Source organism: Bacillus sp. UNC41MFS5, from assembly GCF_000686805.1.
This window is the reverse complement of sequence record NZ_JMLP01000018.1, coordinates 121,567-147,620: the sequence shown is the minus strand read 5'-3', so window position 1 is coordinate 147,620 and position 26,054 is coordinate 121,567. Positions and strand designations below refer to the sequence as shown.

General features: G+C 38.7%; 28 protein-coding genes and 1 rRNA gene. 9 read left to right on the top strand and 20 right to left on the bottom strand.

The window, feature by feature from the left end; translation table 11 throughout:
- Nucleotides 1-221 (bottom strand): 16S ribosomal RNA (locus BR30_RS0111275); the annotation flags it as partial.
- A 403-nt stretch (nucleotides 222-624) separates the two neighbouring features.
- Nucleotides 625-795 (bottom strand): hypothetical protein, encoded by a 171-nt coding sequence (locus BR30_RS36660; protein WP_155928569.1) that lies wholly within the window; start codon nucleotides 793-795, stop codon nucleotides 625-627.
- Between the two features lie 370 nt (nucleotides 796-1,165).
- On the opposite strand from BR30_RS36660, the gene BR30_RS0111260 reads away from it, so the two are divergent.
- A complete protein-coding gene (locus tag BR30_RS0111260; protein WP_026565113.1) occupies nucleotides 1,166-2,113 on the top strand; it encodes an L-lactate dehydrogenase in 948 nt (315 codons plus the stop codon).
- 35 nt (nucleotides 2,114-2,148) lie between these two features.
- Nucleotides 2,149-3,402, top strand: a complete 1,254-nt coding sequence (locus tag BR30_RS0111255; protein ID WP_155928565.1) for an MFS transporter — start codon at nucleotides 2,149-2,151, stop codon at nucleotides 3,400-3,402.
- A 341-nt stretch (nucleotides 3,403-3,743) separates the two neighbouring features.
- Here the strand turns inward: BR30_RS0111255 and BR30_RS0111250 are convergent, their stop codons facing one another.
- Nucleotides 3,744-5,645 carry a BglG family transcription antiterminator gene (locus BR30_RS0111250; RefSeq protein ID WP_026565111.1) on the bottom strand — a complete coding sequence of 634 codons (1,902 nt, stop codon included), beginning with the start codon at nucleotides 5,643-5,645 and terminating at the stop codon, nucleotides 3,744-3,746.
- Between the two features lie 164 nt (nucleotides 5,646-5,809).
- Here BR30_RS0111250 and BR30_RS0111245 point away from each other — a divergent pair, with 164 nt between their 5' ends.
- The 4 genes from BR30_RS0111245 to BR30_RS33180 are packed head-to-tail and all read left to right on the top strand — an operon-like array spanning nucleotide 5,810 to nucleotide 9,244.
- Nucleotides 5,810-6,118 (top strand): PTS sugar transporter subunit IIB, encoded by a 309-nt coding sequence (locus tag BR30_RS0111245; RefSeq protein ID WP_026565110.1) that lies wholly within the window; start codon nucleotides 5,810-5,812, stop codon nucleotides 6,116-6,118.
- A 27-nt stretch (nucleotides 6,119-6,145) separates the two neighbouring features.
- Entirely contained in the window at nucleotides 6,146-7,396 is a 1,251-nt protein-coding gene (locus tag BR30_RS0111240) for a PTS sugar transporter subunit IIC (RefSeq protein WP_026565109.1), read from the top strand.
- 23 nt (nucleotides 7,397-7,419) lie between these two features.
- Entirely contained in the window at nucleotides 7,420-7,782 is a 363-nt protein-coding gene (locus BR30_RS0111235; RefSeq protein ID WP_026565108.1) for a PTS sugar transporter subunit IIA, read from the top strand.
- Nucleotides 7,775-9,244, top strand: coding sequence for a glycoside hydrolase family 1 protein (locus tag BR30_RS33180; protein ID WP_051633566.1), 1,470 nt, complete (start codon nucleotides 7,775-7,777; stop codon nucleotides 9,242-9,244). Before BR30_RS0111235 ends, BR30_RS33180 begins: the two co-directional genes overlap by 8 nt.
- Nucleotides 9,245-9,355: 111 nt before the next feature.
- On the opposite strand, the gene BR30_RS0111225 is transcribed toward BR30_RS33180, so the two are convergent.
- The 8 genes from BR30_RS0111225 to BR30_RS0111190 all read right to left on the bottom strand — a co-directional run bounded on the left by BR30_RS0111225 (nucleotide 9,356) and on the right by BR30_RS0111190 (nucleotide 18,490).
- A complete protein-coding gene (locus BR30_RS0111225; protein ID WP_026565107.1) occupies nucleotides 9,356-10,999 on the bottom strand; it encodes a M20/M25/M40 family metallo-hydrolase in 1,644 nt (547 codons plus the stop codon).
- A 139-nt stretch (nucleotides 11,000-11,138) separates the two neighbouring features.
- Nucleotides 11,139-11,792 carry a GntR family transcriptional regulator gene (locus BR30_RS0111220; RefSeq protein WP_026565106.1) on the bottom strand — a complete coding sequence of 218 codons (654 nt, stop codon included), beginning with the start codon at nucleotides 11,790-11,792 and terminating at the stop codon, nucleotides 11,139-11,141.
- A 141-nt stretch (nucleotides 11,793-11,933) separates the two neighbouring features.
- Nucleotides 11,934-13,112 carry an aminotransferase A gene (locus BR30_RS0111215; RefSeq protein WP_026565105.1) on the bottom strand — a complete coding sequence of 393 codons (1,179 nt, stop codon included), beginning with the start codon at nucleotides 13,110-13,112 and terminating at the stop codon, nucleotides 11,934-11,936.
- A 31-nt stretch (nucleotides 13,113-13,143) separates the two neighbouring features.
- On the bottom strand, nucleotides 13,144-14,454 hold the full coding sequence (locus BR30_RS0111210; protein ID WP_197032320.1) for an MFS transporter: 1,311 nt from the start codon (nucleotides 14,452-14,454) through the stop codon (nucleotides 13,144-13,146).
- A 73-nt stretch (nucleotides 14,455-14,527) separates the two neighbouring features.
- Complete coding sequence (locus BR30_RS33175) at nucleotides 14,528-15,208, bottom strand: RraA family protein (protein WP_051633564.1); 681 nt, start codon at nucleotides 15,206-15,208, stop codon at nucleotides 14,528-14,530.
- A 312-nt stretch (nucleotides 15,209-15,520) separates the two neighbouring features.
- Nucleotides 15,521-16,810 carry an MFS transporter gene (locus BR30_RS0111200; RefSeq protein WP_026565103.1) on the bottom strand — a complete coding sequence of 430 codons (1,290 nt, stop codon included), beginning with the start codon at nucleotides 16,808-16,810 and terminating at the stop codon, nucleotides 15,521-15,523.
- 194 nt (nucleotides 16,811-17,004) lie between these two features.
- A complete protein-coding gene (locus BR30_RS0111195; RefSeq protein WP_026565102.1) occupies nucleotides 17,005-17,661 on the bottom strand; it encodes a bifunctional 2-keto-4-hydroxyglutarate aldolase/2-keto-3-deoxy-6-phosphogluconate aldolase in 657 nt (218 codons plus the stop codon).
- A gap of 37 nt (nucleotides 17,662-17,698) precedes the next feature.
- Nucleotides 17,699-18,490, bottom strand: coding sequence for an IclR family transcriptional regulator (locus BR30_RS0111190; protein WP_026565101.1), 792 nt, complete (start codon nucleotides 18,488-18,490; stop codon nucleotides 17,699-17,701).
- Nucleotides 18,491-18,746: 256 nt separating this feature from the next.
- On the opposite strand from BR30_RS0111190, the gene BR30_RS0111185 reads away from it, so the two are divergent.
- Nucleotides 18,747-19,334: a P-loop nucleotide/nucleoside kinase family protein gene (locus BR30_RS0111185; protein ID WP_026565100.1), complete on the top strand. Its 588-nt coding sequence runs from the start codon at nucleotides 18,747-18,749 to the stop codon at nucleotides 19,332-19,334.
- Between the two features lie 103 nt (nucleotides 19,335-19,437).
- On the opposite strand, the gene BR30_RS0111180 is transcribed toward BR30_RS0111185, so the two are convergent.
- The 8 genes from BR30_RS0111180 to BR30_RS36645 all read right to left on the bottom strand — a co-directional run bounded on the left by BR30_RS0111180 (nucleotide 19,438) and on the right by BR30_RS36645 (nucleotide 23,617).
- Nucleotides 19,438-19,977, bottom strand: coding sequence for a CBO0543 family protein (locus BR30_RS0111180; protein ID WP_051633563.1), 540 nt, complete (start codon nucleotides 19,975-19,977; stop codon nucleotides 19,438-19,440).
- A 152-nt stretch (nucleotides 19,978-20,129) separates the two neighbouring features.
- Nucleotides 20,130-20,348, bottom strand: a complete 219-nt coding sequence (locus tag BR30_RS0111175) for a helix-turn-helix domain-containing protein (RefSeq protein WP_026565098.1) — start codon at nucleotides 20,346-20,348, stop codon at nucleotides 20,130-20,132.
- Between the two features lie 10 nt (nucleotides 20,349-20,358).
- Nucleotides 20,359-20,838: a DUF2975 domain-containing protein gene (locus tag BR30_RS0111170; RefSeq protein ID WP_026565097.1), complete on the bottom strand. Its 480-nt coding sequence runs from the start codon at nucleotides 20,836-20,838 to the stop codon at nucleotides 20,359-20,361.
- Between the two features lie 23 nt (nucleotides 20,839-20,861).
- Nucleotides 20,862-21,332, bottom strand: coding sequence for a DUF2975 domain-containing protein (locus tag BR30_RS0111165; RefSeq protein ID WP_026565096.1), 471 nt, complete (start codon nucleotides 21,330-21,332; stop codon nucleotides 20,862-20,864).
- 240 nt (nucleotides 21,333-21,572) lie between these two features.
- The gene (locus tag BR30_RS0111160; protein WP_026565095.1) at nucleotides 21,573-22,259 is read right to left on the bottom strand and encodes a copper homeostasis protein CutC; all 687 of its coding nucleotides are present in this window, start codon (nucleotides 22,257-22,259) and stop codon (nucleotides 21,573-21,575) included.
- Nucleotides 22,260-22,337: 78 nt separating this feature from the next.
- Nucleotides 22,338-22,940, bottom strand: a complete 603-nt coding sequence (locus tag BR30_RS0111155) for a YARHG domain-containing protein (protein ID WP_026565094.1) — start codon at nucleotides 22,938-22,940, stop codon at nucleotides 22,338-22,340.
- 268 nt (nucleotides 22,941-23,208) lie between these two features.
- Entirely contained in the window at nucleotides 23,209-23,367 is a 159-nt protein-coding gene (locus BR30_RS36650; RefSeq protein WP_155928559.1) for a hypothetical protein, read from the bottom strand.
- Nucleotides 23,368-23,482: 115 nt separating this feature from the next.
- Nucleotides 23,483-23,617, bottom strand: a complete 135-nt coding sequence (locus BR30_RS36645) for a BA3454 family stress response protein (RefSeq protein ID WP_144555969.1) — start codon at nucleotides 23,615-23,617, stop codon at nucleotides 23,483-23,485.
- Nucleotides 23,618-24,096: 479 nt separating this feature from the next.
- Between BR30_RS36645 and BR30_RS33170 the strand changes: the two genes are divergently transcribed.
- Nucleotides 24,097-25,137, top strand: a complete 1,041-nt coding sequence (locus BR30_RS33170; protein ID WP_081825412.1) for a DUF1835 domain-containing protein — start codon at nucleotides 24,097-24,099, stop codon at nucleotides 25,135-25,137.
- A 108-nt stretch (nucleotides 25,138-25,245) separates the two neighbouring features.
- On the top strand, nucleotides 25,246-25,422 hold the full coding sequence (locus BR30_RS36640; RefSeq protein WP_155928557.1) for a hypothetical protein: 177 nt from the start codon (nucleotides 25,246-25,248) through the stop codon (nucleotides 25,420-25,422).
- Between the two features lie 60 nt (nucleotides 25,423-25,482).
- Here BR30_RS36640 and BR30_RS0111130 read toward each other — a convergent pair whose 3' ends face one another.
- Nucleotides 25,483-26,049: a DUF4256 domain-containing protein gene (locus tag BR30_RS0111130; RefSeq protein ID WP_026565092.1), complete on the bottom strand. Its 567-nt coding sequence runs from the start codon at nucleotides 26,047-26,049 to the stop codon at nucleotides 25,483-25,485.
- Nucleotides 26,050-26,054: the final 5 nt, after the last annotated feature.

The following is a 26,054-nucleotide window of genomic DNA, read 5'->3' as shown; positions in this document are numbered from 1 at the left end:
CTATAAGTGACAGCCGAAACCGTCTTTCAGCTTTTCCTCATGAGAGGAAAAGGATTATCCGGTATTAGCACCGGTTTCCCGGTGTTATCCCAGTCTTACAGGCAGGTTGCCCACGTGTTACTCACCCGTCCGCCGCTAGACTCCGAAGAGTCTCGCTCGACTTGCATGTATTAGGCACGCCGCCAGCGTTCGTCCTGAGCCAGGATCAAACTCTCCAAGAAAGTTGATTAGCTCATTTGTTACGTTGGCTCGTGTTCTTACTATATTAATAGAAGAAACACGATTAATATTGTTTGTTTGCACGATTTTGTTTGTTTAGTTTTCAAAGAACAATCTTGTCTGCCAGAAGCGACATTTGTTATTATATCGAATCTCTATCATTATGTCAATATAATAATTTATTATTTTTCGTAATCACTTTTAACGAATTAACCACCGTTCAAAGCAACTTTAATATCATAACACTGTCGGTTTACTTGTGCAACAAAAAGTTTTCCTTTTTTCTCCTTCATTCCACGGAGACGGTTCTCATGTTTCTTTTAGCGGTATAGTGTCAACCAGAACCGCCCCTAAGGTCACAAAAAAGGGAGGTTTCTAATTAGATAGAAACACTCCCTTTTAAAATTACGAACATGTACATTTAAATAAACAGCCAAGATTTCTGCATCGCTTGTGCTCTTTATAATCCTCTTCTTGCTTATCGTGCTGATTATCTTTTTCTTTTTCTTTTTCCTTTTCCTTAAAACCCCACCAAATGACGGACTGACGACATTCGTATTTTTCCTTACAATTCATAACCCATTTTCCTCCTAAAAAATGTTTTATTTATATATAGTTTATTAATAGAAAGAAAAATGGGTTGGACGAACACCCTGCCCGTTTATTTTTTCTAGAAAACTCACTGGGAGGTTTATCTTGGTTTTTACCGAGATTAGTGAAAAAACCAGAACCATCCCATCGTCTCTCCCAGTAGATGACAGCGTATTCATTCATACAATCTCCTGTTTGTAAAGGCTTTCAGAGGAAGGTTCATATTACTGTCACATTTATTGTGAAATTATTCACAAACTAGTGTTATACTAACATCATCAAGTTATTAATTACCAATTAATCACTACTAGAAATAGAGCAATTTAAAACCCACTAATAAAGGAGATTGATCATCATGGAAAACAGAAATAAAAAAGTAAACCGGGTTGTCTTAGTTGGAACTGGTGCAGTTGGTTGCAGTTATGCTTATTCTATGATTAATCAAGGAGTTGCAGAAGAATTAGTTCTGATTGATGTGAACGAGGCCAAATCAGAAGGCGAAGCAATGGATCTTAACCACGGAATCCCATTTGCTCCATCACCTATCAATGTTTGGAGCGGTTCTTATCAAGATTGTGCACAGGCCGACTTAGTGGTAATTACTGCAGGTTTGGCACAAAAACCTGGTGAAACACGCTTGGAGTTAGTGGAAAAGAACACGAAAATTTTTAAACAAATCGTAAAAAACATTATGGCAAGTGGATTCGACGGCATCTTCTTGGTCGCAACAAACCCTGTCGACATTTTAACCTACCTGACTTGGAAAGAGTCCGGGCTGCCAAAAGAACGTGTGATTGGTTCCGGTACCGTACTAGATTCTGCACGTCTTCGCTTTGCGCTTGGCCAGCATTTTAACATGGACACAAGAAACGTTCATGCTTATATCATTGGTGAACATGGAGATACAGAACTTCCCGTTTGGAGCCGTGCCGCAGTGGGTGTCGAAAGGCTTGAAGAACTCCCTGCTGAAAAACTAAACAAGGAATCCTTAGAAGAAATTTTCGTGAATGTCCGTGATGCCGCTTATCACATTATTGAACGAAAAGGCGCAACGTACTATGGAATCGGAATGTCCCTCGTTCGAATCACGAAAGCAATTTTAAATAATGAAAACTGTATCCTTACGGTTTCCTCTTATCTAGATGGACAATATGGACAAAATGATGTGTTTATCGGGGTACCTGCAGTCATTAACCGCGGCGGAATCCGTGAAGTCCTTGAAATTGAGTTAAATGAAAAAGAAAAAGAACAATTTAACCACTCTGTTAAGGTATTAAAAGAAACAATGAAACCTGTAATCTAGAATTGTTGCAAGCACTCCATTTTTTCAATGAAAAGATGAAATCACTAATGAAAGCAGATGAAGATATGGATACGAATAATCATACAAAGAAAGGTTATTTTATGATGGCGGTATTGTGGCTGGCTTATGTAACCTTTGCCATGAACTGGGTGGCGGGCTCTTCATTGACCCCACAAATAACCGAAACGTTTTTCGGTGGGCCGGTGGATCCTATTATATCTCAATTAGTGAATTATTCGATTACGACTGCACGTGTATTTGCAAACATCTTAGCAGCAATGGTACTCATGAAACTAGGACCGAAAAAAGCAGCAGGGATGGCGATTGGACTTTTAATGATGGGACTTGTTGCTATTTACCTGCCTAATTACTGGGCCTATACCGCAGCTCGGATGGTCATGGCTGTAGGTGGCTCGATGGTTATTGTCTACATGAACCCCATCGTGGCTCACTATGTCAAAAATTCAAATGTAAAACTGCGCATTAATGCGGCTAATACCGTTGCCTATAATGCGGGTGCCTTTATTGTTGCCGTCTTGTTTACGGTTTTTGCCAAGCAAATGGTGGCCAACTGGCGTTTAACATTAACATTCTTTGCCTCATTAACGATTTTGTTTTTTATCGGCTGGCTTTGGAAAGCAGAGACCTTTGAAACAAGAGATAGCGATGGAAAAGCTAAAAAATATGGGTATAGAGACGCTCTTAAGGACGGGTTCCTTTGGCGCTACGGCTTGGCGTTTGCTTCCTTTTTAACTTTGTATGTGTTATCGCTAGTGAGCTTTAAAGCCATATTTGATCAATATACCTTATTAAACGGCTCGGTTACGAACCTATTAATCTCAGGCTTTGGTATACTCGGTACTTTCGCAGGGATTCGAATCGGAAATAAAGGGGTAGCGCGAAAACCGACTCTCCTGTTTTCGGGAGTCGTCATGGTTGGAACCTTTGCGCTAGCAATCGTTTTTGCGAATAAAATTCCGATGCTATCCTATATACTCATTTCGATGTCAGGATTTGCAATGTATATCCAGTATCCAATCTTTTTGAATCTGCCCCATGAATTAAAAGGGATGACGCCACAAAGATTGACGATTATGTTCGGCTTATTTTGGGCAATCGCCTATGCGGGGCAAACCATTGCAACGATTGTGTGGAGCTTTATATTAGGGGCTTCCGGATACACACCGGCCATGATTTTCTTTATCGCTGCCTCTAGTTTATACATCTTCCTGGTGGCGACCTTCCCGGAAACACGGAAACAGGAAGTGGCTGCCAGGAAAGCAGCATAAATGCCATAGGAATGTTTCGAGACCGGTGAAAAACTACTATTTTTCACCAGTCTCTGAGGTTTCTTTGTTATAAGTTTTTTCATTTCAAACTATTTTCCTGTTTTCTCAGAGAGAATGCATCCAAAACCAGCATTCAATATACAACTCTCACAAACCGACACCATTTCGACTAAATACCAAATAAGCTATACTAATCAAACATTTGGTTGAATCGCCTGTAAGTGTTGAATGATAGAGATTTTCCCTCCAAAGAAGGCAATAAGAATGTCGAGATGCCTCTGAATATTCCGCAGGAAATATCCCATTTTTCTACAAAATCAGATGGTTTCCCATGGTTCTCCCTAGTAACACGAAACGAGTAAATCAACAAAGCTCTGATAATTTTCAGCCGTCAGAATTTGAGAGACATTTCCCTCTTCCGTCAAAATGGATGCCAGTGAATCGAATACATCATGATACAGTCTTTTATCGTCTTTTTTAACAGAGAGTAGTAGAACTAGATTGACAGAAGAATCATCCCACTCTATCCCCTTATTATTGATTAAGACAAACATACCCGTCTTTTTGGAATCCATTTTGATTGCGTGAGGAATAGCTATACGGCCAAAAGCGGTTGAAGACATGGCTTCACGTTCTTTCACATTCGTGAGGAAACCACCTTCCACCAATCCTCTTTGTTCCATCCTCTCACTCATAATCGTTAACGTTTCCTCTTTTTTCCCTGCTGTATTATCAATTTGAAAAAGCTGCTCGTCCATCATGGCCACAAGATTTTTCTTGAATGACTCTTTCCGCTTTATTTCTTTTATTTCATTAATTTTATTGGCTACCTTGGTTTTATCCGAACTAGAGAAAATAGGATTAATGATAACAAATGGCATGGTTGGCACAGAATTTAGCTGCACGGCTGAAATTATTAAATCACTATTTAGTACAGCCAATTCCCTCTCATTCGTAACAACATGCTGAATAAGCAAATCTTCGCCAAAATGGTTTGTCAGCTGTTCAGTCAGTTGGACGTTGTAATTATAATAAAACGGAAAAAGAATCGAACAAGTAATTTTTGAATTCGCCTGTTTCTGCATCTCTAAAGCATATCCTAAATGAAAGGCAACATAAGCAATCTCGTCATCATTCATCGTGAATCCCGTTTCTTCCTTAATCGTATACGATACATGCACGGCACAGTCGAAGATAGACGGGCAATTGATCTTGATGGTAGAGGTTAACGGATTTTTGCTGACAAATTGATTCTCCAAACGCATGAGAAGATTTTTAATATGAAGGGTGAAGCGGACCAAAAATTCACTATCCTCAATCACTATATAATAATTATTTCGCAAATCTTCCAGTATCTTCTCTACCACACTTATGCAGCGTATTCCTGCTACATCATGCAAATCTGAAAGTTGCAGATGCATGAAGTTGACGCTTGTTCCACTACTCGAAATAAGAAGAGCAAGATCGCGTATTTCTCCCTCCGAATACTTCACATGAAAATGAGCTTCAAGTCTCTCAGCAATTTCATGAGCGATTTTGTATTCCTTTTCCTGATTCGTTTCCCCCTCCATCTGTTTGGAAAAAACAAAACCGTTCTCCATCCGATCAATCGCAATGGCAATATGCAGGATGATGTTAGTAAGCGAATAGTCATTGGTAAAATAGTGATACGTTGAAAAGACTTCCGCAATGACATAACGGATATAGTCAATATCAAAGCCCTCAAAAGATGTCTTTAGCTTATCAATATCTAAAAAATTATCATTTGTCTCACTATAAAGAATAGAGCTCATTAATTTGCGCTTACTTTTTTCATCTCCAACAAGTTGAATAAAGTCTCCAGAATTCTGTAATTCCAAATTATGTTCCGCCAAACGTTTTTTGACTTTTCGTAAATCACCTTTTAACGTGACATCACTAATAAACAATTCATCACTTAAATCAAAAATATGAAGGGGACGATCGGCATTCACAAGACTCTTTAAGAGAAAGTCAGCACGTTCTTTTGGTGTTTGGGGAATCGTTGTTTTTATAGACGATAAAAAAGGGTTTAATTTTTCTAAGTCAACCCGATAACCCATCTTTGATGATGTAATTAATCCTTTTTCCATCGAGTTAATATCTGCAATATACGTTTTCACACTTCTTTTTGAAATACCTAATGTAATAGCAAGCTGCCCGGACGGTGTCCATTCTTGCTGAGTACTTAGATAACGAAGGATATTTCTATATTTACTATTCATGAATCTACCCTCACTTCATTTAAAAAGGTGATTTTTGCACTTTTCAATATATAGATTTGCACCACCCTAGTGTAAAGGAATATTGGGAAAATTCCAATAACAAATTTATACTAAACTTGTATCAATGATAGCGCTACCAATTACAGAACAAAGGAGAATACTTTATGAAAAAATTAAACGTATTATTAGTTTGCGGATCTGGAGCAAGTTCTGGTTTTATGGCATCGAATATTCGGAAAGCGGCTGCCAAGCGCAATCTCGACATTAACATCAAAGCTCGCGGCGAAGCTGAAATTGAAAATTATATTGATGAAATCGATGCTTTAATGGTTGGTCCTCACCTTGCCTATATTTTGGATGAAATTGAGGAGTATATTGGTGAAGCTGATGTGAAAGTTTTATTAATGAAACCCACCTACTATTCCACTCTTGATGGAGATGCAGCTTTAGAAGATTTGTTGAAGGAATTTTAATAATCTACGAATGGGGTGTTTTATTAAATGGAGAAATTGATTCGTTGGCTTGAAAATGACTTCTCACCTAAAATGAACAAAATTAATCATAATGTTTGGGTTATTACGCTAAAAGATTCCATCATGCAAATACTTCCATTTATTTTGTTAGGTTCTTTATTTTGTTTATTAACCATCCCTGGTGACGTGTTCCATATTAAAAACTATCCTAATTTCTGGACTCTGTTCGGATGGACAATGGGTGTGTTATCCCTTTTGGTTTCTTTTTTAATACCATTTAATTTAATGGAGAAGAAACGGCTGCGTAAACAACGCTTTATCGCTGGTTGTACTGGTCTTATTACTTTCTTAATCATTATTTCACCGCAAGTGATTGCCGATAAAACCATTGGATTTAGTCATTCATCATTAGGGGCAGGCGGTATGTTTATCGCCATCGTTGCCGGTGTATTTACTGGCTGGATCATGGGTTTATTCGGAAAGTTTTCTTTCTTCAAAGAAGATTCCGTCATCCCTGATTTTGTCCGTGCTTGGTTTGATTCCATGCTTCCGATTGCTGTTGTCATTGTGGCAACTTGGTTAGCAGTGGATATTGCTGGCTTTGACTTATACAATCTGATTTTAAATCTATTTATGCCTTTAGCAAAAGTAATGGAATCACCGTGGGGCTTCGCGCTCATCATGTTTATTACCTGTTTCTTATACACCATGGGAATTTCCACTTGGGTTCTGACTCCTGTAACAAAACCAGTTTTATTGGCTGCCATTACGGCAAATGCTACTGCTGGAGCTTCAAATCTTGTAACGTCTGAAACCATGTATTCGGCTTACCTTTGGATCGGCGGCATCGGTGCTACCCTGCCTTTGGTTTTCATGCTAGCTTTTTCAAAAAATGCGAAACTGAAAGCACTTGGTCGGGCTAGTATTACCCCTGGTATTTTTAACATTAATGAACCGGTTGTGTTTGGGGCGATCGCCTGGAACCCAATTATGATGCTGCCAATGTGGCTGAACGGAATTATCCTGCCAATCATCGTTTGGATTGGAACAAAAGTTATTCACTTTGCACCAATTCCCAAAATCGTATTTGACTTATGGTATGTTCCTTTTCCAATCTCAACATGGATTACAACAGGAACAGTTACGGGTCTCATCTTAATGCTAGTCTGTTTGCTTGTAGCATCTCTCATTTGGTATCCATTCTTCAAAGTATATGAAAAACAAGAAATGCAAAACGAATTTAAAGAGGAAAAAGCCGAATTAAGAGCAGCAAAATAATGAGTTCGAGGAGATCTTAAACGATGATTACTGAAAAAAATGCCCAAAATGCAATGCAAATTATTCTCCACGCAGGCGATGCACGCGTTCATTGTATGAATGCTTTAAAAGGGATTGAAAAGAGTGATTTCGAAACGGCTAAAGAGGAAATGAAACGGGCGAATGACGAAATCGTCAAAGCCCATCGTATTCAAACAGATGCGATTTCAGAAGAAACTCAAGGTGGAACTGGTGACTATTCTGTGCTCTTCGCCCATGCCCAAGATACATTAATGACCATATATAGTGAAATTAACATTGCGAAACGAATGATAAAGATTTTTGAAACCTATGACGCTAGGCTGGCAAGATTAGAAAAGGCAGAAAAGGAGAAGATCCATGAGTAAAATACCAACTGGTTTTCCTAAAGACTTTTTATGGGGCGGCGCGATTGCAGCTAACCAAGCAGAAGGCGCTTTTGACATTGACGGGAAAGGATTAAGTGTAGCGGATATTAACGAATTCCGTTCCGATATTCCGATTGAGGAAAAAACGAATCTTGAAATTACGACTCAGTATATTGAAGAAGCCCTAAATAGCACCGATCGAATATTTCCAAAACGCTGGGGGATCGACTTCTATCATACGTACAAACAAGATTTGAAGTTATTGGCTGGGATGGGTCTGAAAACATTTAGAACTTCAGTTGCCTGGACCCGCATCTTCCCTAAGGGTGATGAAACCGAACCAAATGAAGCGGGTTTACGGTTCTACGATGATTTAATTGATGAGATCATCAAGAACGGAATGGTTCCGATGATTACGATCTCTCATTATGAAATGCCTTTATACTTAACTACTGAATACAAAGGCTGGTATTCTCGTGAAATGATCGACTTCTTCACTCGTTTCTGTCAGGTGATGTTTGACCGTTACCACGAAAAGGTGAAACTCTGGATCATTGTTAACCAAATTAACTTAATCGTGCATGAGTCCTTTAATCACTTAGGAATTGCAGAAGACAAAGTCGACAATCTTCTTGAAGCAAAGTATCAGGGTGTTCACAATGAAATGGTTGCCTGTGGGTACGCAACAAAATACGCTCATGACAATTATCCGGATTTAGAAATTGGAATGATGTTATGTGGCGGACCTACTTATGCAGCATCTCCAAAACCAGAAGATGTCTTGGCTACTGTCCGTCATAATCAAATGGAATATTTCTATTCAGATGTATTGCTGCGTGGATACTATCCTGGTTATGCATTCAGATATTTTGAAGATATCGGGATCAATATTGAATTCAGCGAGGGTGATGAAGAGGCACTGAAAAATACAGCTGATTTTATGTCATTCTCTTACTACTATACTAGGATTTGTGATGCAGAGAGTTATGCAAATGGAAATACAGATCATCGTAACCCTCAATTAGATGCAAACCCTTGGGGCTGGTCGATCGACCCAGTTGGGTTAAGAACATTCCTGAATCTATTCTACGACCGTTATCAGTGCCCAATCTACATCACAGAAAACGGTGTGGGCTACTATGACCAATTAGAAAATGGAGAAATTCACGACCCCTATCGTATTGACTACTACCGTGCACACATCGAACAAATGAAAGAAGCCATCAAAGACGGTGTCGACCTTCGTGGTTACTATGCTTGGGGCCCTATTGATATTGTTAGCTGCTCATCATCAGAAATGTCTAAACGCTACGGCTTTATTTATGTTGATCAAGATGATAATGGTAATGGCAGCAAGAAGCGCCTATTAAAAGACAGCTATCATTGGTATAAAAAAGTTATTGAGACGAACGGGGAAGATTTAAGTAAGGAGGAACTCCACAACTCCACAACTCCACAGTAAGTCCGGTCCTCAGGAAGTCCACAGGGACGGTTCTCAGGTTTTTACTGATAGTAGTAAAAGCCACCAGAACCGTCCCTTGGTTTTTCCTTGGACTTTGGTCTTAAATATATTTTAATCCTTATCCCCAGCTAATAATTGATTAACTGTAATAGAAAGCATATCTCTTAAAGCTCCGAAAGCATTGTCGACATCTAGTCGTTCGGTCCATTTATGTGCATCCTTTCCAACCGGACCTAGGTTGAGGACAGGAATATTTAGAGTCTCTAATACGTCTAACGGGACACTATATCCCCTATCCCAAAGCGGCATGTTAGAGGTCAGGTCTCCAAGGCTTGAAGCAGTTGTATCCAAACTTACGTAACTTAAGTCCGATAACCCGGCAAAATAATTCTGTTTTTTCAGCTCGATATGATGCGTGTTTTTGGCATACCCAATGATATAATCCACGACACGACTAATACGCGGGTGGTTTCGAGAGCTTACCGCCGGGTAATAAGGCGGAGCAAAGAAAAGGACAATCATTGGTGATAGCTCTTTACAAAGGATAGAAAGCTCATCAACCAAGTGAATGGTCAGGTCGCGATCGTCCTTCGACCCTCTACTTCTCATGACATTCGTTTGAATAGCGTCTACTTTTTCTTTTCCATAGGTTTCTATCGCATACCGTAATAATTCATCAAATTGAAAAACCTTTACGGAAATTTCCTTTGGGGTAGAATTTTCTAATTTCGAAAAATGGGCTGCTCTTTTTTCATAACCTTGTTCGATCCTGCGGGCGACTTTTTCAGCACTTTTCCTTAGGTGTTCAACTACTTCATTCATTGATCGTTCCATAATAAATAGATTAAACATGGTAATCGCTCGATGAGGGATTTGCACATTGTATTCTTTTTTTAAGTCTTTCTGAATCAGATTTGTTGGCGGAGGAGTGACCTCACCTTCTACCACTTCACAAAATTCTGTGTTCAACTCTAACTCATTCGTTAGTAGCGAGGCCATAAAATTCCCATTTAATCCTGAGAAAGGCTCACCCACATGTGTCTCCTTCCCATAGCAGAGAAACCCGGGTAGAATCTTACCAATGGAGCCGGAATAGATATATTGATTCTCATCTCCTGGATAGCGTGCAAACATTGGCTCTGAGTTTAAACACGCTTGGTATTCAAGATGATGCTGCTTCGCCATGTCCAATAGGATCGGTGCCGCATTACGCATTCCTACAGAATTCACTTCTTCATCACAAACCGTTAAGAGCAACAAATTCCCATCAAATGATCCGGAACATGCTTCTTCGATGAGGGACATATGCAATGCTAATCCGCACTTCATATCCATCGTTCCCCTGCCGAACAACCAATTTCCAGTTTCTAAGTCCTTTTGAACATCTTTAGTCATGTGATTCTTATTTTCATAAAATAACTCAGTTAATTTTTTCGGCTGAAAAGCATATTCCTGCCAATCACCATAATCCTCTACTCCCACCACATCAAAATGACTGACAAGAATCACCGTTCTTTTTTCATTGGTTTCTTTTTTTACGAGAGCCGTAACAAATTTGCGATTGTCCTCTGTTGTATGAAGCGTTAAATACTCTTTATTTGTTTGAAAATAAGGAAGTTCACGAAGCTTTTTTTCAACATACTCCGCCACTTCGATTTCGCCGCTACTATGTGTCACACTTGGAATTTCTACAAGTTCACAGAGTGAGTCCAATAATTGATTTTTCGTTTGCCATTTACTTTCCTTTACCATCATTCTTTTGTCATCCCCTTTTTTTAAAAAAATCCTTGCACTTGTATTTGTATACAATAAATTTTTAAAAAAATATTTATTAGTAAATATGGGTGAAAGAAGCTCCAGTAACCTACTAGAGCGCTTCACTCCATACGTTTTTTTATTTTAAAAGTGTAAGACCAAATCGATTGGATACATTTTTCACATGATTGGCCATGCATTCAGCGGCTTCTTCTGGATTTTTCCTTTCAAGAGAATCAATGATTTGAAGATGTTCTTGAAGCGCTTCGGACGCACTGGCTTGTAGCGTATTCGTTAGAATGAGATACCTTTGCATCTGGGTGCGAAGAGAATTAATAAATTCTATTAATTTATGGTTATTGGTGAACTCCGCGAGATAGATATGAAATTGGGTGTCCAAATTAATAAATTGGCTAAAATCTTTTTCGACGATACTTTCACGCTGTTGTTCACAAATATCTTTTAAAAATGCTAATTGCTCTTCATCCATGTTTAAGCAGGCAAGTTTAGCGGCTAAAGGCTCCAAGTTTTCTCTTAAAACCTGGTACTGTCGTGCTTCTTCTACAGAAATCATTCGAACCCTTGTTTGTTTTGAAGATTCCATTTCAAGCAGACCTTCATAGACTAGCTTTTTTAAGGCAGTTCGGATTGGAGTTCGGCTGATCCCCAGCTTTTCAGCTAAGTGCTCTTCTGTTATATATTCCAATGGCTTTATTTCATTATTAATAATGGCATTTTTTATCACATCATACGCTTGATCGGATAACGAACCAGCTGATTTTAATTTTCGCATAATAATCTTCCTTTACGTTTACTCCATATAAGAAATTACTTAAAAGTATAATCAAACTATAATGAACGAGATGGACAATATAGTTTGATTATACCATGATGTTAAGATTGTAAATATCTGCAAAATAAATTCCTATTAAATTTAGTTCGAGACTGCCTTTTTGTTTTTAATCGAATCCATAAAAAGTTCCATTCGATCGAAAGCTGTTATGAGCATCTCCATAGAAGCCGCATAGGAAATCCTTATGAAACCTTCTCCATACTCAGAAAACCCAGTGCCAGGCACCACCGCCACTTTTGCTTCTTGTAATAGAGCCATTGCAAAATCAAAGGAATTCATGTTGGTACTTTTTATCGAAGGGAAAACATAAAAAGCCCCTTCTGGTTTCACCACATCAAATCCCATCTTCGGTAAACGCTGGCAAACATAATCTCTTCTCTTCCGATATTCGACGACCATTGGATGCGCATCATTGATCCCATGGGTAAGAGCTTCAACGGCTGCATGCTGGCTGATCGTGCTGGCACAGACTGAATTATAAAGATGCACCTTCAACATCTGTTCAGATAAATAGGCCGGCGCAAAGGTAAAACCAATTCTCCACCCGGTCATAGAATGGGACTTCGCTAGACCATTAATCACGATTGTTTTTTCCCTCATTCCAGGAACAGTGGCAATCGAAAAATGTTTTTTATCAAAAGTCAGTTCACTATATATCTCATCCGAAACTACGAATATATTCTTTTCCCTCAGAAGTCTTGCTAGTTCAATAATCTCTTCTTGATCTAACACGCTTCCTAACGGGTTGGATGGAGAGCAAAGAACAATGCAGCGTGTTCGATCCGTTAGTTTATTTTCAAGCAGTTCGGCATTCAGCTTGAATTGATTTTGAGTCACATCAATATAGATTGGGGTTGCCCCACACAATCGGATGAGCGGTTCGTACCCTGGATAGATAGGAGCCGGAAGAAGGACTTCATCGCCCTCACGTAAAATCGTGCGAAAGGCGATATCAATAGCTTCTGTCGCTCCGGTGGTGACAATGATCTCCTTTTCGGCGTCATAGGATAGACCGTATTTACGATGCACAAAGTCACTAGCCGCTTGTCTAAGGCTAAGTAACCCCGCATTATGCGTATAGGCCGTTTGGTTCTGCCTTATGGCTGCAATACCCGCTTCTTTTATATGCTCGGGTGTACGAAAATCAGGCTGGCCTAGGGTAAGATTAATCGCATCAGGATAATCAACCACCATATTGGAAAATTTCCTAATACTAGGAACCTGAATCGTCGTAACTCGTTTATTGATCAAATTTTCCATGTGATCTCACCTTTTTTTAGTTTTACACTTCTTATTTTTTTTCCACTGGAACTAATGGACGGTCAGGCTTAATAAAGAACCAGATCAAAGCGGCGATAATGACAGGGAGAATGTTGATTAATAGAGTCGTGTTCCAACCCATTTCTTGTGCAAACCATCCGCAAATAATCGGAGAGGTGATCCCTCCAATGGCTCCCCACGTATTCATCCAGCCACTGACAGAACCGGAGAATTCTTGACCTAAATCGTTTGCAATCGCCCATGAAGCAACAATAGGCAGCCCTAGTGCACCAAGAGTAATGGTCAACCAAACAACGTTTGATGTAGGACTAACAGAGTAAGCAGAGAGATACAAGCCTGCCATGAAAACGACAAAACCGAATACAGCCATTCCCCCACGGGCAATCATCCGCGAGTTTGTTTTTTGGAGGATTTTATCTGAAACAGCACCTCCGATTAGTACAGACAGACAGATAGCCAACCACGGGAAACTAGCAGCAAATCCCATTTCTTTTAGAGAAAAGTTCCTTGCCTCCATCAAATATGTAGGCAGCCATGTTAAAAAGAAGGTGTTCATGTAGATGACTACTAGATATTGTATCCCCACCAACCAAAATCGATAGTTTTTCAAATACAGCTTCCATGGGGCCGATTTTTTTTGAAGTCCGGAAAAACTGCGATTTTCCATAATGAGCCTTTTTTCTGTTTCAGAAATCCACGGATGCTGTTCTGGTTTATCTCTTCCGAAGAAATACCAAGCCAATGCAACGACGATGCCCAAAAGACCAAATACATAAAATACCCCATGCCAGCCAAACGCTGCCAAAATGGCGACTGAAATTCCTGGTGCAATAACCGGACCCAAGAAGGAGCCCGCTAACAAAGCACTAGACGCACGTCCTTTTTCATGCTTTTGAAACCAGTGAGAGTTGAACACGGCGTTCCCCGGATACATCGGACCCTCACCAGCTCCAAATAAAAATCGCACGATACACATGACAACATAATTGGCACTAGCCGCTGTTAACGCCGTAAAGACAGACCACCAGGCAACGGCGATGGTTACGATTTTCCTGGCACCAAACCTTTCGGCCAGCATACCGCCGGGAATTTGCGCAAAACAATACCCTAAGTAAAAAAGGGAAGAGAGTAGTCCAAATTGAACTTTATTCAATCCCAAATCTTCCATCATTGGTACAGCAACGATCGAAATATTTGATCGGTCCATGTAAGCGATGAAACCAATAACAAAAAATAGAAAGGCAAGTCCCCAACGTAACCCAATTTTCTTTTCTCTTACCTGCACCGTTTCTATTTGTTTTTCAGCTTCCAATCTTGCCATCATACCCTCTCCCTTTTTAATATAAATGTAGAAAAGCAGAAAAAATGGTATTCATTTCAATAGATTCATATCATTAGTCAATCTCGTTCTTTTCTAGGAGTTGATTCCATAATGGGTCGAAGCGGCGAAGATAATTCTCTGCTCCTAACTGTTCCAAATCTTGGCGGCGTTTTTCATCGGCTTCCTGTTCCTTTTTACCAATTTCAAGATAGGTTAAGGCATCCTCTTTTGGGACCACTAACAAGCCATCGTTGCTTCCGACAATAATATCTCCGGGGTTGATCACACAACCGGAAATGGATACTGGCACATTGACATCTCCATCAAGACTATAAACCTTGGTGGTTAACGGGGAAACTGCGTAAGAAAAAACCTTAAATTGGAGATCAATAATCATGCGGGTATCTGTAACCGCTCCATTAATGATACAAGCAATCGCACCTTTTTCCATCGCAAGTTTCGTGGTGATTTCTCCCCAACAAGCAAAGCGTTCTTCTTCGTTCATATCAATAACCACTACATCCCCAGGTTTCACAAAATCAAGTGCCTTATTGATTAATAAACCATCATTGGGAGGAATTCTTACGGTGAGTGCAGGTCCAGCAAAGGTGCCGTCAATTGGAAATAAGGGTTTGATTTTTCTTGTACTGATTAGTTGAAAATTGAGACTGTGTCCATAATCACTCGGAGAAATCGCTTCCAACTCTTTAATCACTTGTGGATCTGGTCTTTTAATCTCAGAAATAATCTTCATTCGGTTATTTCTACCCCTCTCTTTCATTGTATACAAATACAAATACATTATATATGCGAGAAAGACGAATTGTAAATACAATTTAGAAAATTAAATTTACGAATCCACGGGGACGATTCTCTTGCTTCTAGATTTATAGATTCTTACTTTTAAAAGGGAAACTATTGTATAATAAAAAAGAGAAGTGCTGAGAACACTTCTCTTTTCAACCAATACCGCCAAGTATGGTTGTTTATTCAATTACTTTTTTAGAGGACCATCCTTTTGCTCGCCAAAGTATAGGATGGTTTTCTTTTTTCTAAAAAAAACATCTTACTTCACCTCAATCGGCTTTTTCAAGAAGATACCATAGCTAACAGCCGAAACAATCAGCAATACAGCCCCAACAATAAAGACAAATTCAAACGATCCTGTTGCTTGTACAATCGCGCCCGTAACGATTGGTGCTAACGCTGCTCCAATAAAGCCGCCAAAATTTTGGATGGAACCTAATGATGCGACCATGTTTTTCGGTGCAACATCGGTTGCAAGTGTCCAGATGACACCAGTCGGCACAGAAGAAGCAAAATAAGCAATTGTGATTAAAGTAATCGCCGCATTAACGCCAGACACATATGGAATTGGAATGACGGCACACGCTGCAAGAATTGCTCCGCATACAAGAGGAATTTTGCGCGCCTTAATTGGTTGATAGCCTTTACGAATAAAGTAGTCAGAGATGATGCCGCCAAGCGGTACACCAATAATCCCCATTAAGAATGGAATAGAAGCAATCCAGCCTGTTTTTAATACAGTTAACCCACGGTCAGCCACTAAGTAACCTGGCAGCCAAGTTAAGAATGTCCACATAGTATAAACAAGTCCAAAGTTACCAAAGATCATAAACCATGTGGATTTATATTTAAATAAACTTCCCCAGCCAATTTGCTTTTCTGTAGATTGAACCTGGATTTCTTCCTGCTCATCCTTATTGATTTCAACTAATTCAAATTTACTTGGGTCACGGTATACGAACCACCAAACAGCCATTACTACCAAACCTGCTGCTCCTACAACCAAAAACATAATCTTCCAAGAGTAAGTGAGCATTAACGCGGTTAGTAGTGGAGGCGCAATTCCGTTCGCAATTTGAGACCCGGTATTAACAATGGCTAATGGTGTTCCGCGGTCTTTTTTAGAAAACCAAGTATTAATGGCCTTTGTAGCCGAAGGAAAAAACGGTGATTCCGAAATACCAAGCAATACGCGTAAAGTATAAAAAATAGAATAGCTGTTAGTAAATGCGGTCAAAACGGAAACAATCGACCATGAACCAATCGCCCCTGTAAACATTTTTTTCGGACCAATTTTATCAACAAGCCAGCCTGCTGGAAGGTTTGCCAATGCATACGGCCAAAGGAACGCCGACAATAATACACCCATTTGTAATGGAGATAAACCAAACTCCTTAGATATTAAAGGATTCGCTACACTTAGATTCGCTCGGTCTAAATAGTTAACAACTGCTCCAATTAAGATAATAAAAACAAAAGTCCATCGGAATTGATTGATCCCTTTCGCTGGTTTAGTCCCTTGAAGGACTTCTTCCTGTAATTTAGCCATAATATAACCTCCTCTTTTTAAAATAAGCATGTGAATACCCTTACATTATCAAACGAAATGGTCTCGTTTTATTAAGCCTGACCGTCTCACACCATTGAACGCGTTTGCATTTCCTCCAATAGTTATGTATTGCAAACTTTGTCCAACCATGACGGTCAGTAGGATGAGTGCAATGAACTCAATCCTACAAGTGGTTAAACCAAGGAGTATTGTGCATTAGCTACTGCTTCAACGAATTCTTTTGCGGCAGTAGTAACCTTTTGATAATCCCCATCCTTTCGGGCGGCTTTTGAAATATAGCTTCCCACACCTACACCTATACAACCCGCTTCGAGCCACTCATGAACATTCTCTGGAGTCACGCCGCCTGTTGGGACAATCGGTGCCTCTGGAACTGGAGCCATAATGGCACTTACATATTTTGGACCTACTACTTCAGCTGGGAATAGCTTTACAATGTCAGCTCCCGCCTCTAACGTTTCGATTACATCCCTTGGAGTAAAGGCCCCACTGATGGTGATCGCTTGATAGCGGTTTGCCATTTTGATCATCTCTGGATTCAACTGTGGACTAACTAATAGTTCTGCACCAGCAAGTATAGCTGCTCTAGCAGTTTCTCCATCTAAGATGGTGCCAGCCCCTATTAAAATCCCTTTGTCCTTATATTTATTTGATAAGGTTCGAATGACATTTAATGCGTTAGGAACACTCATCGTAATCTCTAATGCTTGAATCCCCCCTTTAATAGCAGCTTCAGAAACGGCCAATGCCTCTTCTTCGCTTTCAGAACGAATAATCAAGACGATACCGCTTTCATAGATCTTTTTTAAATTTGCTAGTTTCCTAGGCATGGAATCCCTCCTATTTTGTTTTATCTATTTAGAATTTCTAAATATTCACATATAACCTTTTTCCGCTATATCCAAGTTGATTAGATAGTTTCAATGCGGTTTCAGTAATTAATTTACTAACCAGGTCTTTTCTCTCGGGTGTCAAACTAGAGTAGACGCTGGCAATACTGATGGCAGCAACCGGCTGATTAGCCTGGTCAAAAATCGCAGACCCCATACAATACATTTCCTCATTGTCTTCACGGTCATCAATCGAATAACCCCGTTCACGGATTCCCTTCATATCTAGTAAAATATCGGACATGGTTACCATGGAGAAAGGTGTTTTTCTTGGAATCTCACCATCACTATAAAAATATTCAATTTTTTCATCAGGCATTGCAGCTAGAAGCGCTTTTCCCACACCAGTAGTATGTAAAAACCGGCGAGAACCAAGCTTTGCAGTCGGGCGCATCACAGAGAAGTTTTCGGCTTTATCCAGATAAACGACTTTGCCTTTATCTTCTACTCCTAAGAACACAGTACTGCCAGTTTGTTTATTCAATTCTATTAGCAAAGGTCTGGCTAATTGGGTAATCTCCATATTCGTTTGATACGCCATTCCTGTTTCAAAAGCGGCTAAACCTAATCGGTACGTTTTTAAACGAGGATCATCCATTTCTATGAATCCCTTATATAGTAATGTCTGCACCAATTCAAACCCGCTACTTTTCGGCATGTCCATCTCTTTACAGATTTCATTTAATGTTAGGGAAGAACTTGTTTTGGCCAGCAATACGAGAAGATCTAAGGCTCGTTCGGCTGATTTATTGATTCGTATCTTTTCCATAATGACTCCTTATCAGAAGTTCGTATATGCGAACTATATTCGGCATATCGAATTTATAACTCAAGTATAGTGACCTAAAAAAATAAACACAATAGTTTTTTGAAAATTTCTTTTAAAAAGTTTTTTATATAAAAATGGGGATTGAAATGAATGAAAAGGTGAGATATTCTAAAAATATAATTCGTCACTCGGAACTAGGTTCGTATATGCGAACTAAATTGTAAACGGTTTAGATATTAACTAGGAGGATGTTGACATGGAACCCACTGTTATTTTTTTAATCGGAACCCCGTCTTCTGGGAAGTCGACGGTCGGAAAACTGCTCGCGTCTACTTATAATTGGTGCTATTTAGATAAAGATATCATTTGTAACAAATTTACTGGTAAATTACTAGAATCCAATGGATATTCCCCACATGACCGTGACGGCTGTTCTTTTTATACCGATGTCGTAATGGATCTTGAGTATCAAACCTTACTAGACATCGCAGCTGACAACCTCCAGTTAGGAAATTCCGTCATACTGGACGCTCCATTCCTGGGTTATTTTGCAAACAAGCATTACATCAATGAATTGATAGAAAAATATAACTGGCAGGCTGTAAACAAAAGGGTTCTCCAGGTTACGATTGACTTTGACATCTTAAAACAAAGAATGGAAAGTAGAGGGTTAGAACGAGACAGCTGGAAACTGGCCAACTGGGATACCTATGTACAAAGCATTCAAGAAAAACAGTGCCTATGGGAGAATATCCAGATTACCCCTTTCGATAATAGCAATGAAATAGTTGATGGTGAAAAACTATTTCAAACTTTTCAATTAGAGAAATGTTTAGTAATGTGATTTTTAAAAAAGTTCAGTCTTCACACAAAAAAATAGGGCAGTTCCACGGGGACGGTTCGCTTGCTTCTTTGAAGGAGAAGAATCGTCCCTATGCTTAATTAAATCATCTAAACTTCGTAACCGGAATATGAAAGTATAGGATTAAAAACGCAGAACACATAAAGCAAAGCACCCATGCCCAAAGCGGCCTTGCATGGTGGAGACGCAGTCCAATAAACATAAAAAGCCAAACCAAGCATGACCAGCCAAAATTCCAACCATGAGTATAGGAGATCAGTTTGGCACTCAAAAACAGGTACTCCGTAATCACCTCAATAATAAACCAGATGCCAATATATAAAACTTGCTTAGGCCAATGTGATTGATACGGGTATAAGGATAGGTAAAGTAATGTCAGGTTGGGAAAAGTGATAAAGGTCAACATAAAATCCGCAATGGTATGGTTGGGAACGATTAACGAACCTTGAAAGGTCCATAATGGGTATTCCGACATAAGGACAGTAATAAAAAAATCAACAGCTATAATGAAAAGGATGGTGGGATAGTACTTCTCCCAATTTCTCCAATCAGCAAACCGCCAAGTACCAATCATATAGACAATGGGCAGCCCTAATCTTAAGTACGATACAACTGTATGTAACATGACGTCTCCCCCCCCCCTTCCAAACTAGTGTCTTTACTTAAGTATTATTCATATTAAGAGCGTTTAAACGATTATAACGCAGAGAAGGGATAGCTTAATGCTATCCCTTAAAATCTCTATCGACTCCCGTTAAATAAATTTGTTGTCTGTTTTTATTGATTGTCTTCGTCGCTTCTGTACTCCAAAATATCACCTGGCTGACAATCCAAAGACTTACATATTGCTTCTAATGTTGAAAAACGAACCGCTTTTGCTTTCCCATTTTTCAGAATAGAAAGATTCGCCATCGTAATTCCAACCCTCTCCGAAAGCTCCGTTACGCTCATTTTTCGTTTTGCTAACATCACATCAATATTAATGATAATTGTCATATCCTCCACCTCAGACCGTCAAATCATTTTCTGATTTTATGTTAATCGCTTCTTGTAGAAGCCGTTGGAGGATAGCAGCAAAAACGGCGATAACCAAAGAAGCAAATATGATGATAAGTGCTATTAATCCAATAGGAGGGTCAACTTTCCTCGCTATAAAACGAAAGAGTGGCATACCTATTACATACAAACCACTGATTGTAATCGCACAATACTTTATGTTCTTTAACGCCTTTACAGATAATTCCGAGAACGCTGTGTTCTCGTCAATGTACCGTAAAAGGTTGAAAGCCTGATACAGAGCAAAGTAAAAAGGCACGGCGGCTCCATACATCAAGATGAAAACGAGATATTTCATTGGAGCAATATTTGGATACAATTTTGCGGCGAAATTCGCTATTTGGGGCACTAAAAATATACATAAAGCAAGAACCAGTAGTCCTATAATAAAAACAGCTATTTTTAAAAACAATGTTGTGACTTCTCTCAAAATAAACACCTCACATTTTTACTTCATTTTTTCAAGAAATTTTTAATTGGTATTTGAAGAACACTTACAAAAGCTGCAACAGTACTTGTCACTAAAATACCCATTAGACTTAGTGATATTGGACCTGCTGCATCGTCACCTGTAACTTTAGCAAACGCCATTAAGGTTACTATCCCTAACACAATGAAGAAAATGACTGCAAAAGTACATTTCTTTATAACCTTTAAAGATTTAAGGGATAACTCAGAGAAAGCATTGTTCCTTTCGATATAGGTTAATAGTTTAAATGCTTGATACAACACAACAGCAAACGTAATACAGAATCCGTATGCACATACTAAAAAGGGGATTAGAAAGTAAGCCGTATCTGGATGTACCCTTGCATCTCTAACGACTATCTCAGGCAGCCAATAGATACACAAAGCAAGCACTGCAATTCCAGCCAGAAAAATAATTACCTTTAAGAAAGTGGTTGAACCTCGTTTAACATTCATTTAAAACACCTCACTTATTTAATGGCAACATGATTTTAGCACATAATTTATCGTATTACAATAAATTCATATCGTATTTTATTGTATTATTATTGTTATTGAATTATCCTTTTAATTTCTGACAAAAATAAAAAGCATTTCTCATTACAAAGAAATGCTCTAACTTTAAAATGTTAAATTTACAACTTGTTCAACAAAACTTCCAAATAGTTTAAAAGAGAACCCGTTAAGGCGAGGGCCTCACCCCTTTTTCTTCAGAAGATGAATGATTTCAGTGGCTTTTTCTAACGAAACACTCTGAAGCACACTATTTTCTTTGCGAACGGCTGATCCGAAATGATAGAAACCGGTACCCACAAGTTCATGAACTTCTAGGATATTTTCCTTTGTCAACCCGCTCCCGATTAGTATATCCGTATTCTTACAACGATTCTTCATCTTCACTAGCATCTCAAGCCGTGTAGGCCAGTTACCGTAACCGCCCGATGTTAAAATCGTATTGATTGCCTTATATTGATCCAATTTTTCTGCTGCTTCGAGTGGATTCCTTGAACTATCGATGGCGCGATGAAAGGTTACCTCCATATCACCTGTTTCCGTTAAGAGTTCCTCAAGCTGACCGTATTCAATATTTCCTTCCTCATCCAACATTCCCAATACGACCCCGTTTACCCCCAGCGAGCGAATGATACGAATGTCATTTTTCATGATGGCGAGGTCGTCTTTCGAATAGCAAAATGATTGACTATGCGGTCTCACCATGACATTTATCGGAATACGAACACTCGAAACTACTTTTTCAATCAACCCATAACTCGGCGTTAACCCACCCTCTGTTAAGCCCGAAACAAGCTCAATTCGGTCTGCTCCTGATTTTTCAATTAATACGGCATCCTCAACCGTGACGGCAATAAATTCAAGTAGCACGACATTTCCCCCTAGTTTACTTTTGGCTTAATTCTACCAAAAAAGATGTCGGAAAACATTTTCACGACATCTTACGAGCTAAAGACTATCCTCTCTCGCTTTTATGAAGTTTACATTTTCTTTTTCTACTTCATTTAAAGAGCCATCAAAGGCATCGTCTGGATGATACCATGACTTACTCGAAAAATAGGTTTGTAAATCCTCCGAGTTAAAAACATACCCATGACGAGCGTAGATCTCATTTCTGGCGATACGCAGCTGCCCTTTTGTAAGATTAGCAACGTCTCCCTCACTCATTACACTCTGATCACTTGCAGGCAATATATATTCTGAAGAGGAAAGATTGGAACTTTCTTGTTCAGTGTCATGACTAGCTTGATCTTTATTTTCTACCTCTTTATCTTTTGATTGTTCAACCGTTTTTGTTGCTGCTACATTCGATTTAGGTTCAGGCTTATAAAAATCTTTTGCTATTAGGGTAACGCTTATAACAAGCATCAATCCTATAAGCGATCCGACTCCAACTAATAATCTCGTTTTTGAACGATTTTTCTTTATATCAATGCGCGTTTCTGGGGTTGAGGGCATGTTCTTTTGATCTATTGCAAGCTTCGTACCGCAGTTTGGACAGAATTTACTAGATTCATTTAATTTTTCACCACAATTTGTGCATAAATCCATTGAAACACTCCCTTTCTATTGAATATTCCTTACTAAAGGACATCCAAAATTCTATACTTGCAATCATATATATTATAAGGGGGAATTATTTCAAACATATTATTCCGATGTGACAGCAGCATTTCATTTTAAGAAGCATTTTAGTATCCAGTTAATCGCTCCTTTCTAATTGAAAGGGGTCGAACTACGAAAAAAAGCGAATTAGAACACATATCTACATGTGTCTAATTCGCCTTTTAATTTATATGTATTATTTTATTTAAAAAGTTTAGGAAGCCTTGCGCTCTTTAGCGTTCTTTAGTCCCCTTAAGCTTTCTTTGATTAACTCTCTTTGTTCCTCGGTAATAATAAAATCTGTAAGACGATCCTCAAAATGAGCAATACGTCTTTCCAACTCCTCTATAGTAAGGTTATTAGTATTCTTCATAAACCCACCAACTCCTCTTATTATAATTTATATATAATTAGTATTCTTTATAATATCCTCCAAATCCGCTATTGGCAGCGGGATATTCAATCCTCTTAATCCCAGAATCTCTTATTTAATTTTCCCATTGTTTAAGAACTTGTTCTTTTGCTATACGATAAACTTCTTCTTCTGTTTGGTTTTTGGTAGCTATTACGTTGGTTTGATAAACTTTACCTTTATGTGTTACATAGATTGTATACTTGTACATTTTGTTCTTTCTCCTTTTATAATTCTAACTTTTCATTCATTCCACTTCACTAATAAATCCAATTTCATTTAGTTATTCCTACAAATGTTTTTTGACTTTTTTATATTTTACAAACAATATGAAAGTTATTAAAGCTAAAAAAAAGGTCAAGATTTGACAAATTCTCAACTTAACAAAAATTAATATACTCACTAGCAACGGTAATGACTGGCAAAGTCAATAAAATCAACAAACTTTTTATGATTCTAATCTCTTATGTATTTTGTTACACTACTTAAAATGCAGAAAAATGTCGAAATATAAAAACTAAAAAAGGCTGACTCCTGATGTTTGCGATAGGATACGGAACCCGTTAGGATAACACCTGCCTTTTTTCAACTGATATTTATTATTTTGAGGGACTTCCTGAAGGAGATCTAATCAATAATAAAGTTACCGTTGCTTGCAAGAACTGTCCAGTTAAGAAATGAGGGAATAAAATGGAATTGCCTATCGAAGAGTTAAAAAAAATAGTCAAGGACTTACCTGAACGTGAAGTAAGATCGTATTTATACCATATTCTCTTGAATACGAGTCTATTGGAATGTAAAGAATACACAGCTGTTGAATTTTCAAATCATATGAAAGAAATATACAACCATATTTTATATCCACAGGACCCGATTACCACTTTTGATCGTGAAGGTAATTATCAAAAAGTACATATCACCTTTGGATACCAATATTTAAAGCCGATTCTAAAAGAGATGGGGATACATAAAGAAGAGCCTGTCATTTCGATTCATGACAATTTTGCCGTTGCACCAATCACGAATTTACATAATGAGAGTGGCCAACAAAAAAGATATGAATGGATAAAAAGCAGCTTACGCGGCCTCGAAGAAGAGGTAGAAGAATATATAGAAGAAATTCAAAAGGCTTTTATTCAAATTCATTCTATACCTAAAGAAGTGCCCATTAACATCTGGGTTTGTGACAATGCCCATGAACAAACCGGTCTTCTTTTTGTATTGTTCTTGTTAAGGGAAAGAACAAACCCAATTACTATCTTTAATACAACCAAGCTTTATAGTGAATTGTTTAAGGCGAAAGCGAAAAAATATACCCCCTTACATTCTGGTGAGATTCCTTCAGAAGAATTACGTGCCATATTCAAATATGGACAGGAAAATCAAATATGTTTAACAGAGGTGGAACGAAATCAATTTGAAAATCAGTGGTTATCTTTATCAAAACACGATGGAACGTTAAGATTATGGGAAAATGGAGAAATAAAGAATGTTTCAGAAGATTATTTTGATGAATTTATCATTGAAATGGCCCAAAAAGTACAGGGCAAGCGAAAGAAAAAAGTATTTATTCCAGCCTTGCGAATAATCGGGGAAGTCTACGGTCGTATAGAACAATATGTCGGAGATGACTTTTTGGAATACCGGCTTAGAAAATTAATCGAAAAAGGTATCTTTGAATATGAGGGGACTCTAGAAGCCATGCGTTCCTATCGCGTTAAATTAACTTGAGAATGCCCCCCAATGTCTAGTATAAAAAACAGAAAAAGTGTCAATTCTATTAGAAAAAGTGAGTTTAAACATAAAAAAGTTTGCTAGAGGAGTTGGAGTATCGGGGACATGAACAACCTAATAAATATATATAACGAACTTACCGTGATTAAGTCGATGGAATTAGAGAAATGCAACCATGAACTGACTAACACTCATAACGAAACGATAAAAAAAGCATTAATGGTATATAGAACCGAACTGCTAGAATGCTTAGAAATGTACAATCACTATTTAGATAGATAAAACATCCCCAGGCTAATCAAAGCCTGGGGATGCTTTTATATGAAGCTGTCTGTGCAAAATTTAGACCCTAAGCGAGCCACGGAAACCCCTTGCAGCATAGTAGGAATCTGCTCCATTGTGGTACACAAAGACAGTATCGTAGCGACGATCACAAAAGATGGCCCCGCCAAGTTTTCTAATATTAGCGGGTGTTTGCACCCAGCTTGATGTTTTCAGATCGAACTTTCCAAGTTTCTGCAGCTCCCGGTATTGTTCTTCCGTTAAAAGTTCAATACCCATGGCAGTGGCTAAATCAATCGCGGTATTTTCTGGTTTATGTTGTTTCCTTGACTCCAGCGCTTCACGGTCGTAGCAAAAACTTCTGCGACCCTTAGGGCTTTCCGCTGAACAATCATAAAAAATGTATTCGCCCGTCTTTTGATCATGGCCAACCACATCCGGTTCACCGCCAGTTCCTTCCATTTCACTGAGCGACCACATTTTTTCAGGATTAACTTCGAGCCTAGTTTGTACTTCAGCCCATTCAAGACCTTCATGTCGGTTCATGTTCTTCTCAAAACGGGCTTTCAAAGTTTTTAGTAATTCCTCACATTGCTCGAGAGACAACTCCACGTTTGTCTTTATCATATTAG